Here is a 15710-nt window from a genome sequence, read left to right on the forward strand (position 1 = left end):
CGCGGGGGCATCTTCCGGGCGATCAGCGCCCATTCGGCATCGGTCAGATCGCTTGCGTAACGCAGTCCACTGCGCTGATACTTGATACGAGCGGCTTTGGTCCACGGCATGGTGTCCTCCCTCGAATCTTTGCAAATCCGAAGGAATCACAAGCCCGCTAAAGCCGCTCACCTTTTTTTCGGTCAGGCTCTCAGGATGAGGCTAGTCAGCGTCAGAGCGCGTTGAAACTGCTGCCGCGCACTCCGCCCTCATCCTGAGGAGCCCGCCCAAAGCGGGCGTCTCGAAGGATGGCCATAGGTGAGGTCACTCCCATATGCGATTGCCCTCCTCTGCGCAGAGGGGACGTGCATCAGGCCCGATTGGCGAGCGGGCTCGCGACGTCGGTCGCCCCTGCGACAAATAATCTGCGAGACCCCTGTCGGATCGGCGGCTTGCCCGTCGTCCTCGTGACATGAATGGGCCGTAGAGGCCAGCTCGGACCCATCAATCATCGAAGGATAACAACCATGCCCAATACCGTCCGCCTGCACCGCGTTCTCGCCACCAGCCCGGAGAAGGTCTATCGCGCCTTCCTGGAAGCCGACGCGATGGCGAAATGGCTTCCGCCGAACGGCTTTACATGCACCGTGCATCATTTCGAGCCCAAGGTCGGCGGCACGTTCAAGATGTCGTTCCGGAACTTCACGACGGGCAACAGCCATTCGTTCGGCGGCGAATATCTCGAGCTCGTGCCGGGCGAACGCCTCCGCTACACCGACAGATTCGACGACCCCAACCTGCCGGGCCTGATCGAGGTGACGGTGAACCTGAAGAAGGTCTCGGTTGGTACCGAGATCGACATCACGCAGTCCGGCATCCCCGACGTCATTCCGCCGGAGGCCTGCTATCTCGGCTGGCAGGAATCGCTGCGCAATCTGGCCAAGCTCGTCGAGCCGGAGATCAACCAGTAGCACCGACATCAGCATCGTGGGTGGGCAAAGCAACTCGTCCGTCGTAGCTCGAAGAGCGAAGGCGGAAGCGTGCCCACCCATGCTCTCGATCGCGCAAAGATGGCGGGCACGGCGCCCTGCGCCGTTGCCCACCGACCCGCACCGCATGTGCGGCCTTGATGTGCGTCAAACTGTCGGAAGGACATTGCGGTAGGAGCAGAAGTCTTCCCTGCGCGCGTCGGAGGCGAAATGATGCGATCTGCTATCGAATGGTTGATCATTGCCGGTCTTGCCGCCGGTTTCGCCACCGCCGCCATGGCCGAAGACGTCGACATCGGCAAGGCGGAATTCCAGTCGTCGTGCGCGAGTTGTCACGGCGCCGACGCAAAAGGCAAAGGACCGGTCAGCGGCCAGCTCAAGACAGCACCTTCCGACTTGACGATGTTGACCAAGAGCAACAACGGGGTGTTTCCCACCAACGCCGTTTACGAAACCCTATATGGGTCGAAATCGGTCCCGGCGCACGGCACCCGTGAAATGCCGATATGGGGCGAGCGCTTCAACCCCATCGTCAACCTGCCTCACGCGGTCGATTCCTATTACTGGCAAAAGGCGGGGCCGCAGCAGAACCCGGAGGTCGTCGTGCGGACTCGCATTCTCGCGGTGATCGACTACCTGAACCGAATTCAGCAAAAATAGCGATCCAATGGCGGCGCCGCACGGACGCGGCTCGCCGTCTGCTATGCCTTCGCGGCAGGCCCCCCGCCTGCCGTCCAGCGGTCGGGATCCGGACTGTGCCCGATCAGCGCCAGGCCATAGGCGATCGACTCGAACTGGTCGCCCGACATCAGCCGGTCGTTGCCGAAGCGGTCGGCGAACAATTTTCGGACCGCGGGCACAAACGAGGTGCCGCCGGTCAGAAACACCTTCTCCACCTCACGCGAGGCGATGCGGGCCTCGGCCAGCACCTTGTCGACGGTGGCACCCAGCCGGGCGATGTCGTCGGCAATCCAGGCTTCGAATTTCTTCCGCGTGATCGCGGCGCCAATATCGACGCCACCACCCCTGAAGCGGAAATCCACCTCGTCCTGTGCGGACAGGGCGACCTTGGCGTCGGACACCGCTCGGTAGAGGGAGAAGCCGAGATCGAGATCGACGATGGTGATGAAGTCCTCGAGCAGCTCCGGCTTCAGCGCGGTGCGCGCGAGCTCGCGGAGCTCGCGGAGATCGCCGTTGCTCTTCATCATCGCGAGCTGGTGCCAGCGCGCCAGATTGGTGTAGTGGCCGGTCGGAACCGGCAGCACCTTGTCGAACGAGCGGAAGCTGGAGCCCTTGCCGAGCCGCGGCGAGACGATGTGGTCGACGATGCGATAGTCGAAGGTGTCGCCGGCAACGCCGATACCGGCGTGACTGAGCGGCTCGGCGCGAAGGACGCCGCCCGTACGCGAGAAACGCATCACGGAGAAATCGCTGGTGCCGCCGCCGAAATCGGCCACCAGCACGGTGGCATCGCGCTCCAGCCTGCGGGCAAACGAGAACGCCGCGCCGACGGGCTCGTAGACATAGCGCGCGTGGCCGGCGCCCAAGCGCTCGAACGCGGCGCGGTAGCGCTGCATCGCCAGCGCCTCGTCGGGATTGCCGCCGGCAAAGCGCACCGGGCGGCCGACCGTGATGTTCGCCGCGTCGAAGCCGAACTTGTCCCCGCCGTGGCGCGCCAGCGTGCGCAGGAACGCCGCCAGGATGTCCTCGAATTTGTAGCGCTGCCGGAAGACTTGCGTGGTGTTGAAGCTCGAGCTCGCTGCGAAGGTCTTGAACGATTGCAGGAAGCGGTAGACGTGGCGTCCTTCGAGGAACTGCTCGATCGCCCATGGCCCGCCCTCGGCCTGGGCACCGGCGCCCGGCCGGTCCTCCCAGAAGCACAGGGCCGACACGTAGACGCTGTGGCGTTGCCCGCCATGGTCGAAGCGAATGGCCTCGACCCGGCGGTCGTCCGCCGCCAGCGCAACGACCGTGTTGCTGGTGCCAAAATCGATGCCGATCGAGACGGCGGGCGAGGCGCTCGACATGAACCACTCTGAATGATGCTTGGAAAGGGGGCAGAGCACTAACGGCTTTGCCGCCCCCTTGCAAGACCTGGTCCGAGATGGTCGAGCCCGGACCTCACGCCGAGTGGCTGGCAGGTACGTCGATCAGTTGGACTGATCGCCTCGACGCCAGGCCGGAAACGGATCAGCGAGAGCGGACCATGCGGCGATGTCCATGGTGGACGTATCAGGGACAAGGCATGCGTCCAGCCTGCCACGGATCTCGGCTTCGTCCATGCCGGTGCCGATGAACACGATCTCCTGGCGACGATCGCCGTACAGCTTGTCCCAATACTGGCCGAGCCGCTTGCGCCAGGCCTCATCGTTCGGCCACCGCTCCTTTGGAACGCTCGCCCACCAGAACCCCAGCGCTTCGGTCCTCACGATCGCTCCCGCCTGGCTGATCTCGCCGAGCCATTGCGGCCTCGTCGCCAGCCAGAAATGACCCTTCGCCCGGATCACGCCTGGCCAGGATGCCTTGACGAACTTGTCGAACTTCGCCGGATCGAACGGCCGGCGGGCGCGGTAGACGAAGTTCTTCACGCCATATTCCTGCGTTTCAGGCACGTGGTCGGCGAAACCATAGAGCTCCTTGTACCAGAGCGGATGCTGCTGGGCCTTCTCGAAGTCGAACCGGCCGGTGTTGAGCACGCGGTCGAACGGCACGCGGCTGTGATTGGCCTCGATGATGTCGGCTTCGGGATTCAACGAGCGGATGATCTGCCGTGCCGCCTCGCGCTGTTGCGGCGAGGCATCGTCCACCTTGTTGAGGACGATCACGTCGGCGAACTCGATCTGCTCCACCAGGAGATCGACCAGCGTCCGCTTGTCGCCGTCCAGCGCCTCGCCGCGCTCGCCGAGGAACTCGGTCGAGGAATAGTCCCTCAGCAGGTTGGCGGCGTCGACCACCGTCACCATCGTGTCCAGGTGGGCGACGTCGGAGAGGCTTTCGCCCTCTTCCGAGCGGAAATCGAACGTCGCTGCGACCGGGAGCGGCTCCGAAATGCCCGTCGATTCGATCAGCAGATAATCGAAGCGCCCGCTTTCGGCGAGCGCACGTACTTCCCTCAGGAGATCGTCGCGCAAGGTGCAGCAGATGCAACCGTTGGTCATCTCCACCAGTTTCTCATCCGTCCGCGAGAGGTTGGCACCACCATCGCGGACCAGGTCCGCATCGATGTTCACCTCGCTCATGTCGTTCACGATTACCGCCACTTTCAAGCCGTGCCGATTGTTCAGGACGTGATTCAGCAAAGTGGTCTTTCCAGCCCCGAGGAAGCCGGACAAGACGGTGACGGGGAGTTTGGGCATGGAGATCGAACAGCCTCTTGAGGGGGATGGGTCGAGGATGACGAGACACGGCATCTCACTATGTAATGTTATAACATTACATTCTCTATTCGACTGAGCATGTCAAGGCGCTCGGCCCCGCCCAGGGTTCACCTTATGCCGCAATGCGGAAGAAGGAATGCTGCTATGCAAACAAGAGCATGGACGCTGGCATCTGGCATACATAGATTGTTCCCAGGAATGAGACAGCAAGACTTACTGTTTCAAGAAAGGGATTTCCGATGTCCAAGACCGCGTCCGTTGCTCTCGCCCCCTCCGCCTCGCTGTTCGCCCGCCTGATGGCCGCGATCGACAGCTTCCTGATGGCGAGCGCCGAAATCTCGAATCGCAACGGCGACCTGCCGCGTTTCGGCCTGTAAGAAAGGCATTCCACGGCGCCAACGAGTGGCCGTGGAGCCCCAGTAGACCACAATCCGTTCAATGGCCCCGCATGTCGGGGCCATTTTCGTTTGATGCCGCACCTCGCGGCAACCACCATAGCTGCGACGATTCGTCCACCCCTGCGCGCGCCGATCCGATTGTTGCCCTCTGGCATCTAGCATACCATTCGACCAGCAAGTCCGATTGAACAACCAAAGGTGCAAGGCCGGGACGACGAAGCGCAGCGGAGCAGCCAAGGGGAGCATCTGCACTCACCTTGGCCAAGGCTTAGCCGAAAGGAGCGGATGCCGCGCGTTGTCCCTGCTCATAAGTTTCCACCGGGACTGCCATGGAAGAATCGGCCACAAGGGCCGACACTAGGCATCTGAATCGAGATGGGCTGACGCAAGCCGACAAAGAGCGGCTGCGTTGAGGGTTCGACAGGGAGTGAAACAAGATGAAGCCATTCGTTCTGAATGTCGCCTTGGCGGCAATGGTGATGTCGTGCGCGAGCAGCACCGCAAGCCGAGCCGCCTGGGAGCCGGTCCGTCCGGTCGAGTTCATCGTGCCCGCGGGCACCGGCGGCGGCGCCGACCAGATGGCCCGCACCATCCAGGGCATCGTCACCAAGCACAATCTGATGAAGCAGCCGCTGGTCGTCATCAACAAGGCCGGCGGCGCAGGCGGTGAAGGCTTCCTCGACGTGAAGACGTCGGCGAACAATCCGCACAAGATCATCATCACGCTCTCGAACCTGTTCACGACGCCGCTGGCGACGGGCATCCCGTTCAACTGGAAGGATCTGACTCCGGTTGCGATGCTCGCGCTCGACGAGTTCGTGCTTTGGGTCAATGCCGAGAAACCGTACAGCTCCGTCAAGGACTACATCGACGCCGCGAAGAAGGCGCCAAGCGGCTCGTTCAAGATGGGCGGCACCGGATCCAAGCAGGAAGACCAGATCATCACGGTCGGCATCGAGAAGGCCATCGACGCCAAGTTCACCTACATCCCCTACAAGGGCGGCGGCGAAGTCGCGGTGCAGCTGGTCGGAAATCACGTCGATTCAACGGTCAACAATCCGATCGAGGCGGTCGCGCAATGGCGCGGCGGCAAGCTCCGTCCGCTCTGCGTGTTCGACGCCCAACCGATGGCCTATGACGAGCCGATCGCCGACGGCAAGGCCTGGAAGGATATTCCGACCTGCAAGTCGCAGGGGCTGGCGATGGAATATCTCATGCTGCGCGGCATCTTCATGTCCCCCAAGGCTACGAAGGACCAGGTCGAATATTACGTCGAGCTGTTCAAGAAGGTCCGCGCCACGCCGGAATGGCAGGACTTCATGAAGAGCGGCGCCTTCAACACCACCTTCCTGACCGGCGCCGACTACGCCAAGTGGATCGAGGCCGAGGAGAAGCGCCACCAAGACCTGATGAAGGAAGCCGGCTTCCTCGCATCGAATTGAGCCGTGACATCGGCGGCGGCTGAGGACATCAGTCGTCCTCACGCCTGCCGCGCCCCGCGAAAGATTGCGTTCCCGCCTGGAGGTCCCATGACTGAACGATCCAGATCCGACGCAGGCCCGGCGCACAAGACGCTGGAAATCGGCATGGCGCTGCTGATCGGCGTGTTCGGCCTCATCGTGATCTTCGGCAGCCTGAAGGCCGGCATCAACTGGGGCGCAGAGGGGCCGCGCGCCGGGTTCTTTCCCTTTTACGTGGGCGCCGCAATCGTCGGTGCGAGCGCCCTCAATCTCTGGCATGCGCAGCGCGACGACGATGGCCGGCTATTCGCAGAATGGGGGCAGCTGCGCCAGGTCATGAGCGTCGTGGTGCCGACCGCGATCTATGTCGGCTCGATGCCCTTCATCGGCCTTTACGTCGCCTCGATGGTCTTCATCGCCTGGTTCATGCGCTGGCTCGGCGGCTATCGCTGGCTGACGATTGCCGCGATCGCTATCGGCATGCCGGTCGTGACCTATCTGGTTTTCGAGCGCTGGTTCCTGGTGCCGCTGCCCAAGGGACCGATCGAGGAATGGTTCGGTCTGTGAGAGCCACGCATTCATTCAATCCCTGCTGCAGGACGTTTTGACATGGAAGAGTTGGCCAATCTGTTTCACGGCTTCGCGGTCGCCCTGCAGCCCTACAACATCATGCTGATGGTGATCGGCATCACGCTCGGGGTCATCATCGGCGTACTGCCGGGGCTCGGGGGGGCCAACGGCGTCGCGATCCTGCTTCCGCTGACCTTCAGCATGCCGCCGACATCGGCGATCATCATGCTGTCCTGCATCTATTGGGGCGCATTGTTCGGCGGCGCCATCACCTCGATCCTGTTCAACATCCCCGGCGAGCCATGGTCGGTGGCGACTACCTTTGACGGCTATCCGATGGCGCAGCAGGGCAAGCCCGGCGAAGCGCTGACCGCCGCCTTCACGTCCTCCTTCGTGGGCGCGCTGTTCGCCGTGATCATGATCACGCTGGTCGCGCCGCTGGTCGCGAGCTTCGCGTTGCGATTTGGGCCGGCGGAGAAGTTCGCGGTGTACTTCCTCGCCTTCTGCAGCTTCGTCGGCCTCAGCAAGGAGCCACCGTTCAAGACCATCGCTGCGATGATGATCGGCTTTGCGCTCGCCGCGGTCGGCCTCGACTCGATCACCGGACAATTGCGGCTGACCTTCGGCGTCACCGAGCTGCTCAACGGCTTCGACTTCCTGATCGCCGTGATCGGCCTGTTCGGCATCGGCGAGATCCTGCTGACCATGGAGGAAGGGCTGGCGTTCCGCGGCGGCAAGGCCAGCATCAACCTTCGGGTCGTGCTCCAGACGTGGCGGGAATTGCCCGGCTATTGGATGACCTCGCTGCGCTCCTGCCTGATCGGCTGCTGGATGGGCGTCACGCCCGCCGGCGCGACGCCGGCATCCTTCATGAGCTACGGCATCGCCAAGCGCCTGGCGCGGCGCGGCAACAATTTCGGCAAGGGTGAGGTTGAAGGCGTGATCGCGCCGGAGACGGCCGCGCACGCCGCGGGCACCGCCGCACTGCTGCCGATGCTGTCGCTCGGCGTGCCCGGCTCGCCGACAGCCGCCGTGCTGCTCGGCGGTTTGCTGATCTGGGGCCTGCAGCCCGGCCCGATGCTGTTCGTCGAGCAGAAGGAGTTCGTCTGGGGGCTGATCGCCTCGATGTATCTCGGCAATCTCGCCGGCCTCATCGTCGTGCTCACCTGCGTGCCGATCTTCGCCGCGATCCTGCGCGTACCCTTCGGTATCATCGCGCCGCTCATCCTGGTGCTCTGCGCCATCGGCGCCTATTCGGTGCACAACAGCACCTTCGACGTGATGCTGATGCTGGTGTTCGGGGTGATCGGCTATCTCCTGAAGAAGTGCAATTACCCACTCGCGCCGCTGGTGCTGGCCATCGTGCTCGGCGACAAGGCGGAGGAAGCCTTCCGACAATCGCTGCTGGGCTCGCAAGGCTCGCTCGGGGTGTTCTTCTCCAACGGCCTCGTCAGCACCATCATGGCGCTCGGCTTGGTCGCCCTGTTCTGGTCCGCGATCCAGGAAGGCTACAGCCGGCTGCGCATGTCGATGGCGTAAGGCGAGATCTGCGCAATCCGCATCGGTACCGACGCCAAATTGCCGCACTCCAAACTTCTGGAATATAGAATTCCAGGAATCGCGCCGTCGCCCACCGACGGCGCGTCGGCGCACGCGACCAATGCAGGCGTGCAAGAACGCCAAGTGCACAGGCTTTCAACAACGCCCCGCGACGTCGCCGAGCCAAGATAAAGCGATGTAAAAACAGTCGCTTAGATTGAATCAACTGCAATCGCCCCCATCACGCCGACAGCGATCGGGCTTTACATTTCCGCGCTCATCGCGCATGTGAATAAGCCCGCGCTATTTCGCCGCACCCTCCCGTCCTCGCTTGAATCTTGGCATATTGCATACCAGAGTGCGCACCAGCGCATGCATAAGAATGATCGGCGCGTTTGGGAGGGTTTTTGATGACGGACATGGTGCAGTCGGCAGCAGCGGCCCCGAGTGCCGCGCGCGTAAGCGATGCCTATCGCTGGGCGCAATTGGCCATCGGTGTGGCGGCGATGGTGATGATCGCCAACTACCAATATGGTTGGACGTTCTTCGTCCCCGACATCCAGAAGACGTTCGGCTGGGATCGTGCCTCGATCCAATGGGCCTTCACGCTCTTCGTGTTGTTCGAGACGTGGCTGGTGCCGGTTGAAGGATGGTTCGTCGACAAATACGGCCCGCGCATCGTGGTGCTGGTCGGCGGCGTGCTCTGCGCCATCGGCTGGGCGATCAACGCGCAGGCGACCTCGCTGAACGGCTACTATCTCGGCATGATCATCGCAGGCATCGGCGCCGGCGGCGTCTACGGCACCTGCGTCGGCAACGCGCTGAAATGGTTTCCGGACAAGCGCGGTCTTGCGGCCGGCATCACGGCCGCGGGCTTCGGGGCGGGCTCCGCCCTGACCGTCGCGCCGATCCAGGCCATGATCAAGGACAGCGGATTCCAGACCACCTTCCTCTATTTCGGCCTCGGGCAAGGCATCATCATCTGCCTCCTCGCCTTCTTCCTGCTCGCGCCGAAAGCGGGCCAGGTGCCGAACGTGGTGGCGAATGCCAATATCATCCAGACCCGGCGCAACTACCAGCCGACCGAAGTGCTGCGCCAGCCGATCTTCTGGCTGATGTACTTCATGTTCGTGATCGTCGGCGCGGGTGGACTGATGGTCACCGCGAACCTGAAGCCGATCGCGGTTGACTGGAAAGTCGACAGCGTCCCGGTCACGCTAATGGCGGTGACCATGACGGCGGTGACCTTCGCAGCTACAATCGACCGCGTGCTCAACGGGCTGACGCGTCCGTTCTTCGGCTGGATCTCCGACATGATCGGCCGCGAGAACACGATGTTCATCGCCTTCGGCATGGAAGGGTTCGGCATCTGGATGCTCTACCTCTGGGGCCACGATCCGGTCTGGTTCGTGCTGCTCTCGGGCTTCGTGTTCTTCGCCTGGGGTGAGATCTACTCGCTATTCCCCTCGACCTGCACCGACACGTTCGGCACCAAGTTCGCGACCACCAATGCCGGCCTGCTCTACACCGCGAAGGGCACCGCTGCGCTGCTGGTGCCGATCGCCAACTACATGCAGCAATCGTCGGGCACCTGGGACAGCGTGTTCATCATCGCGGCCGGTGCCAACATCCTGGCCTCGCTGCTGGCGATCGCGGTACTCAAGCCGTGGCGCAAGATCGTGGTCGCGAAATCGACGATCTGACCGGCAGTACAATTCAGCAAGCACGACGCCCGGCCTCACGGCCGGGCGTTTTTCTTTGGCCATCGCCGCATCGCCTCGCCGGGGCGCCTGCGGAGCCACTAAGAAGTGAGAAGTTAGGGCTTGCAATCTGGAATATCGTATACCAATCTCGCGCTCGCGCCTGCGACGATAAGCCACAATATTTGCGACATCAGGTCGTCTTGCGATCCTGCGTCACAGACAATCAGGCGCGTTGGGAGGTTCTCGATGATTTCCATCCCGGACGGCGCCGTCACCGCCGCGCCGCTTCGCTCCGGTTTCCGCTGGCTCCAGCTCGGCATGGGCATCGTCTGCATGGCGATGATCGCCAATCTGCAATATGGCTGGACGCTGTTCGTCGATCCGATCGATGCCGCCCACCACTGGGGGCGCGCCGCAATCCAGCTCGCCTTCACCATCTTCGTCGTCACCGAGACCTGGCTGGTGCCGGTCGAGGCCTGGTTCGTCGACAAATACGGCCCGCACATCGTCATCATGTTCGGCGGCCTGATGATCGCACTGTCCTGGATCCTCAACGCCTCCGCCGACAGCCTCACCCTGCTCTATGCGGCGGCGATCGTCGGCGGCATGGGCGCGGGTGCCGTGTACGGGACCTGCGTCGGCAACGCGCTGAAATGGTTTCCCGATCGCCGCGGCCTCGCGGCGGGCGCGACCGCCGCCGGCTTCGGCGCAGGGGCCGCGATCACCATCGTGCCGATCGCGAGCATGATCGCCTCGAGCGGCTATCAGCACGCCTTCCTCACCTTCGGCATCGCCCAGGGCCTCGTCGTGTTCGTGCTCGCCTTCTTCATCCAGCCGCCGCGCCTCTCCATTCCGCCGAAGAAGAAGCAGCTCAACCTGCCGCAGACCAGGATCGATTTCACCCCGCCGCAAGTGCTGCGCAGCCCTGTTTTCTGGGCCATGTATCTCGTCTTCGTCATGGTCGCTTCCGGCGGGCTGATGACTGCGGCGCAGATCGCCCCGATCGCGCACGACTTCGGGATTGCCGACACGCCGGTGACGCTCGCCGGCTTTCAGATGGCGGCGCTGACCTTCGCGATCTCGCTCGACCGCATCTTCGACGGATTCGGGCGACCCTTCTTCGGCTGGGTCTCCGACACGATCGGCCGCGAGCCCACGATGTTCATCGCCTTCGGCACCGCCGCCTTGATGCTGCTCACGCTCTCGGCCTATGGCCGGGTGCCTGTCGTTTTCGTGCTGGCGACCGCGGTGTATTTCGGCGTGTTCGGCGAAATCTATTCGCTGTTCCCCGCGACCTGCGGCGACACCTTCGGTGCGAAGTTCGCAACCACCAACAACGGCATGCTCTACACTGCGAAGGGCACGGCTTCTCTGCTCGTCCCGCTCGCGAGCGTGATCTCGACCGCCTATGGCTGGAAGGCCGTGTTCGTGCTGGCGGTGGCGCTGAATGCCATGGCGGCGCTGATGGCGCTGCTCGTGATCAAGCCGCTGCGCCGCGCTTTCATCCACGGCCAGGAAGCCGAGCGCACGGAGGCCGCGACCGGCACGGCCAAGACCGAGACGGCGTGAGCGGCTGAACCTTGCCGGCTTGCGAAGGGGCGCAGCGATGCGCCCCTTTCTTTTGGGCCAGGCGATAATGTCAGTACGCCTGTCGCAAGATTTTTCGGATCCGCCAAATCCAGCGCTTGACGATTGGCATTATGTATACCACACTTCCTCACCACTCACCCAGGGAGGTTGCAATGCTGGTCGGAGACATTCTGCGCAAGAAGACGCCGCGCGTTGTCACGGTGCGTATGAACGAAACGGTGGGGATCGCGGCCAAGCTGATGCGCGCCAACAATATCAGCGCGCTGGTGGTCAAGGATGTGGTCCGCTCCGAGGGCAACACCGCGGTTGGCATGTTCACCGAGCGCGACGTGGTGCGCGCCGTCGCCGAGCACGGCGCGGGCGCCGTCAACGTCAAGGTCTCACAGCTGGTCTCGGTGCAGCAGCTGGTGTCCTGCACCTCCACCGACACGATCGAGCACGTCCGGCATCTGATGAACCGTCATCATATCCGCCATCTGCCCGTGATCGACGATTACAGCCTCGTCTCCGTCATCAGCATGCGCGACATCGCCGCGGCGATGGACGAGGCGCTCAACGGCACACCGCAAGCGGCGGCTTAAAGCAATGATCCGGAAAAGTGCGCAGCGGTTTTCCGACAAGATCATGCTCAAACAATAGACTAAAGCGCATCGCGCTTTAGAGCGGCAAAATTTCCCCCTGCGACTGCCGGCCCCGGCTCGGATCCTTCCGAGCCGGACCGGATCTTTCGTCCCAAAATCCGTCTCTCTCGCGAGGATTTCATGAAGATCTGCATCTACGGCGCCGGCGCGATCGGCGGATATCTCGGGGTTCAGCTCGCGCGTGCGGGCGCCGACGTCAGCCTGATCGCGCGCGGCGCGCACCTTGCCGCCATGCGCGAGCGCGGCCTGACACTGCTCGCGGGCGAGGAAAAGCACACCGTTCATCCGCGCTGCACCGATGACCCCACCGAACTCGGCGTGCAGGACTTCATCATCATCACGCTGAAGGCCCATTCGATCACCGGCGTAATCGAAAAGATGCAGCCGCTGCTCGGGCCTCACACCCGCATCGTCACCGCGGTCAACGGCATTCCCTATTGGTACTTTTACAAGCACGGCGGCCAATACGAGAACTCGACGCTGGAGAGCATCGACCCCGGCGGCCGACAGTGGCGCGAGCTGGGGCCCGAGCGCGCCATCGGCTGCATCGTCTATCCCGCCACCGAGATCGAGGCGCCCGGCGTGATCCGCCACGTCTACGGCAACAACTTTCCGCTCGGCGAGCCCTCGGGCGAGATCACCTCCGACGTGCAGCGCCTCGCCGATCTCTTCGTCGCCGCCGGCCTGAAAGCTCCAGTGCTCGACCGCATCCGCGACGAGATCTGGCTGAAGCTCTGGGGCAATGTCTGCTTCAACCCGATCAGCGCGCTGACCCACGCCACGCTCGACGTGATCTGCACCGATCCCGCCACGCGCGCGCTGTCGCGCGCGATCATGGTGGAGACGCAAGCCATCGCCGAGAGCTTCGGCGTCAAGTTCCGCGTCGACGTCGAGCGCCGCATCGAGGGGGCGCGCAAGGTCGGCGCGCACAAGACCTCGATGCTGCAGGACCTCGAGCGTGGCCGCCCGATGGAGATCGATCCGCTCGTCACCGTGGTGCAGGAGATGGGCCGGCTCACCGGCATCGCCACGCCCGCGCTCGATTCGGTGCTGGCCATGGTGACGCAGCGCGCCCGCATCGCCGGCCTCTATGACGGCGTCTCGACACCGGCCGATCCGCGCGCTCTGGCGGTGGCGTGATGACGAGCGTGACCAAATGGCTGCGCTTTCGCCATGCCGGAACGACGGGCTTCGGCACGCTGACGTCCTCCGGCATCACCGTGCACGAGGGCGACATGTTCGGTCGCAACGCCGCAACGGGCAAGATTTTGGCGCCCTCGGAGGTCGAGCTGCTTGCGCCCTGCCTGCCCAGCAAGATCGTCGCGCTCTGGAATAATTTCCACGCGCTCGCGGCCAAGCTGAACCAGCCCGAACCGCCGGAGCCGCTGTACCTGCTCAAGGCCACCACCAGCATCGCCGCACCCGGCGCCGTGATCCGCCGTCCCTCATACTACGACGGCAAGACCACCTACGAGGGCGAGCTCGGCATCGTCATCGGCAAGACTTGCGCCCGCGTGTCGTCTGGGGAAGCCGATGGCTTCATATTCGGCTACACCTGCGTCAACGACATCACCGCCAACGACATCCTGACGCGCGACCCCACCTTCCCGCAATGGGCCCGCGCCAAGGGCATCGACGATTACGGCCCGTTCGGCCCTGTGATCGCGACCGGTCTCGATCCGGCAAAACTCACCGTTCGCACCATCCTCAACGGCGCGGAGCGGCAGAACTACCCGATCTCGGACATGATCTTCAGCGCGCAGGAGCTGGTGAGCAGGATCTCCCACGACATGACCCTCTCGCCCGGCGACCTCATCGCGGTCGGCACCTCGGTCGGCGTCGGCGTGATGAAGGAGCCCGTCAACACGGTGACCGTCGCGATCGACGGCATCGGCGAGCTCACCAACGAGTTTCGGCTGTAGACGTTCTCGCCGCCGCAACGCAGCAAAATTGATCCGGCGCAAATCGTCCGCCGCCGCCTACGCTATCCTCCCCGGCAAAAATTGATTTCCGATGCAAGGGAGGATGCACATGTCGAATGCCGGTAACGCGCTGCTGTGGACGGTGCTATACTTCGCGCTCTCGTTCGCCGCGATCTTCGTGGTCTGGTTCGCCGACAAGATCCGGTCGAACTTGCTCGGCAAGCGATAGCCCCGGGGCAGGTTGGTTCGTCTTGGCGCTGGCGGCTGGCCTGGGTGCACGCGGGCCTGCACAGGGACGTGCGCGCCATCTCGGGATCTGTCCGCAGCGCCTGGCGTTGGCGGCATCCCGGTGGGCAAGCACAGCGCGCCCCCTGTCAGCACCAAGGGTCGGTCGCGCTCGGAAACATCCCGACACATCACATCTCCGCGCGCCCGAGCAATGCCGCCAACATGTCCCGTGCGCGCCGCAACTTGGACGCATTCGGTCGCCCTTTTGAGAGGCGTGTCTGGGGGCACGGCATGACCGTGTTTGGACCAAACCTTCTAGGGGTATCGCTGTGAAGAAGATTGTATTTGCTCTGGGTGCTTCGCTCGTTCTGGTGACGGCTGCAAACGCTGCGGATCTGCCGCGCCGGCAGCCCGTGCCGGTTTATCCGGGCGAGCAGGCGCCGATCGGCAAGATGCCGATTGGCAAGAGCCCGATTGGAAAGGCCCCGATCGGCAAGGCGCCGGGCCCGGTCGCCGCGCGCTACTGACGCGCAGCAAAGGACGCACTGCATTAGACGCCGATGGTCGAGGGGGATAGCGTGACGAACAAAGCTGGTCGATCGGGATCCTGCATCCTTGCGGGCTTCGCTCTTGCGGCCATGCTCTCGTGCACGACACCCTCGGCCTCGGCCCATGAGACCGACAAGCAGACCGACAGGCGCGTTGCCGATGCGAACGCGCTTGCTACCACCGACACCGCCTCGCGGCCACAGCCGCAATCGGCGCGGCGCTCCGTCGCGCGTGCGGAGAAAGGCCCCTATTACGTCGACTTCCGCGCCCGCACGGCTGCGAGCTGGGGCCATGCCTTCGTCTGGTACGGCAAGACCAGTGAGAAGGCCGTCGAGGTTGCGGGCCTGACGCCGGCCGGCGACACGCTCGCTTACGTCCTCGGTCACATCACCTTTGTGCCATCCGAGACCGGCGCCAGCTACGGCGATCTCGATCCGGAATATCTGACCGCGAGCTATCGCGTCTACCTGAACGAAGCCGACGCCAAGCGCGTGTTCGCCTACATCAAGGAGTTGCAGGCCAGCTCTCCGGTCTGGAATGCCGAGACCATAAACTGCACCGGCTTCATCGGCGACATCGCCGAGTTCATGGGATTGAAGGTGCCCCATCGCTGGCAGCGCCCGGAAAACTTCGTCAACAGCCTCAAGGAAATCAACGGCGGGCGCCAGATGGTGCGGCTGTCGGCGAAGTAGCTCTTGGCCCCATACTCGGTGTCATTGCCCGCGTAGCCGGCCAATCCAGTATTCCAGAGACTGCGAGGGTAGA

General features: G+C 63.5%; 15 protein-coding genes and 1 pseudogene. 13 read left to right on the forward strand and 3 right to left on the reverse strand.

All coding sequences use genetic code 11. The features are described from left to right. Nucleotides 1-110: pseudogene (locus tag P0R31_RS06515) on the reverse strand (IS5/IS1182 family transposase); the annotation flags it as partial. 396 nt (nucleotides 111-506) lie between these two features. On the opposite strand from P0R31_RS06515, the gene P0R31_RS06520 reads away from it, so the two are divergent. Both P0R31_RS06520 and P0R31_RS06525 read left to right on the forward strand, forming a co-directional pair. Further along, entirely contained in the window at nucleotides 507-950 is a 444-nt protein-coding gene (locus P0R31_RS06520) for an SRPBCC family protein (RefSeq protein ID WP_275513346.1), read from the forward strand. A 228-nt stretch (nucleotides 951-1178) separates the two neighbouring features. Next, nucleotides 1179-1628 (forward strand): c-type cytochrome, encoded by a 450-nt coding sequence (locus P0R31_RS06525; protein ID WP_275513347.1) that lies wholly within the window; start codon nucleotides 1179-1181, stop codon nucleotides 1626-1628. 41 nt (nucleotides 1629-1669) lie between these two features. On the opposite strand, the gene P0R31_RS06530 is transcribed toward P0R31_RS06525, so the two are convergent. Both P0R31_RS06530 and zigA read right to left on the reverse strand, forming a co-directional pair. Beyond that, nucleotides 1670-2995 (reverse strand): Hsp70 family protein, encoded by a 1326-nt coding sequence (locus tag P0R31_RS06530; protein WP_275513348.1) that lies wholly within the window; start codon nucleotides 2993-2995, stop codon nucleotides 1670-1672. A 123-nt stretch (nucleotides 2996-3118) separates the two neighbouring features. Continuing rightward, a complete protein-coding gene (zigA, locus tag P0R31_RS06535) occupies nucleotides 3119-4324 on the reverse strand; it encodes a zinc metallochaperone GTPase ZigA (protein ID WP_275513349.1) in 1206 nt (401 codons plus the stop codon). Between the two features lie 260 nt (nucleotides 4325-4584). On the opposite strand from zigA, the gene P0R31_RS06540 reads away from it, so the two are divergent. The 11 genes from P0R31_RS06540 (at nucleotide 4585) to P0R31_RS06590 (ending at nucleotide 15637) form a co-directional block, all read left to right on the forward strand. Then, complete coding sequence (locus P0R31_RS06540) at nucleotides 4585-4722, forward strand: hypothetical protein (RefSeq protein WP_165935988.1); 138 nt, start codon at nucleotides 4585-4587, stop codon at nucleotides 4720-4722. A gap of 458 nt (nucleotides 4723-5180) precedes the next feature. Next, complete coding sequence (locus P0R31_RS06545) at nucleotides 5181-6185, forward strand: Bug family tripartite tricarboxylate transporter substrate binding protein (protein WP_275513350.1); 1005 nt, start codon at nucleotides 5181-5183, stop codon at nucleotides 6183-6185. Nucleotides 6186-6272: 87 nt separating this feature from the next. Beyond that, complete coding sequence (locus tag P0R31_RS06550) at nucleotides 6273-6770, forward strand: tripartite tricarboxylate transporter TctB family protein (protein ID WP_275513351.1); 498 nt, start codon at nucleotides 6273-6275, stop codon at nucleotides 6768-6770. Between the two features lie 42 nt (nucleotides 6771-6812). Then, complete coding sequence (locus P0R31_RS06555; protein WP_275513352.1) at nucleotides 6813-8312, forward strand: tripartite tricarboxylate transporter permease; 1500 nt, start codon at nucleotides 6813-6815, stop codon at nucleotides 8310-8312. A 410-nt stretch (nucleotides 8313-8722) separates the two neighbouring features. Then, nucleotides 8723-10015 carry an oxalate/formate MFS antiporter gene (oxlT, locus tag P0R31_RS06560; RefSeq protein WP_128262568.1) on the forward strand — a complete coding sequence of 431 codons (1293 nt, stop codon included), beginning with the start codon at nucleotides 8723-8725 and terminating at the stop codon, nucleotides 10013-10015. Between the two features lie 246 nt (nucleotides 10016-10261). Beyond that, entirely contained in the window at nucleotides 10262-11584 is a 1323-nt protein-coding gene (gene oxlT, locus P0R31_RS06565) for an oxalate/formate MFS antiporter (RefSeq protein ID WP_275513353.1), read from the forward strand. A gap of 173 nt (nucleotides 11585-11757) precedes the next feature. Beyond that, complete coding sequence (locus tag P0R31_RS06570) at nucleotides 11758-12186, forward strand: CBS domain-containing protein (protein ID WP_036005729.1); 429 nt, start codon at nucleotides 11758-11760, stop codon at nucleotides 12184-12186. A gap of 180 nt (nucleotides 12187-12366) precedes the next feature. Beyond that, nucleotides 12367-13386 (forward strand): 2-dehydropantoate 2-reductase, encoded by a 1020-nt coding sequence (locus tag P0R31_RS06575; protein WP_275513354.1) that lies wholly within the window; start codon nucleotides 12367-12369, stop codon nucleotides 13384-13386. Next, nucleotides 13386-14168 (forward strand): fumarylacetoacetate hydrolase family protein, encoded by a 783-nt coding sequence (locus tag P0R31_RS06580; RefSeq protein ID WP_275513355.1) that lies wholly within the window; start codon nucleotides 13386-13388, stop codon nucleotides 14166-14168. The genes P0R31_RS06575 and P0R31_RS06580 overlap by 1 nt, the downstream gene beginning before the upstream one ends. A gap of 551 nt (nucleotides 14169-14719) precedes the next feature. Further along, on the forward strand, nucleotides 14720-14923 hold the full coding sequence (locus P0R31_RS06585; RefSeq protein ID WP_275513610.1) for a hypothetical protein: 204 nt from the start codon (nucleotides 14720-14722) through the stop codon (nucleotides 14921-14923). A 51-nt stretch (nucleotides 14924-14974) separates the two neighbouring features. Then, nucleotides 14975-15637, forward strand: a complete 663-nt coding sequence (locus P0R31_RS06590; RefSeq protein ID WP_275513356.1) for a hypothetical protein — start codon at nucleotides 14975-14977, stop codon at nucleotides 15635-15637. The last annotated feature ends 73 nt before the right edge of the window (nucleotides 15638-15710 follow it).

The sequence above is a fragment of the Bradyrhizobium yuanmingense genome, assembly GCF_029167105.1.
GTDB classification, from domain to species: domain Bacteria; phylum Pseudomonadota; class Alphaproteobacteria; order Rhizobiales; family Xanthobacteraceae; genus Bradyrhizobium; species Bradyrhizobium yuanmingense_A.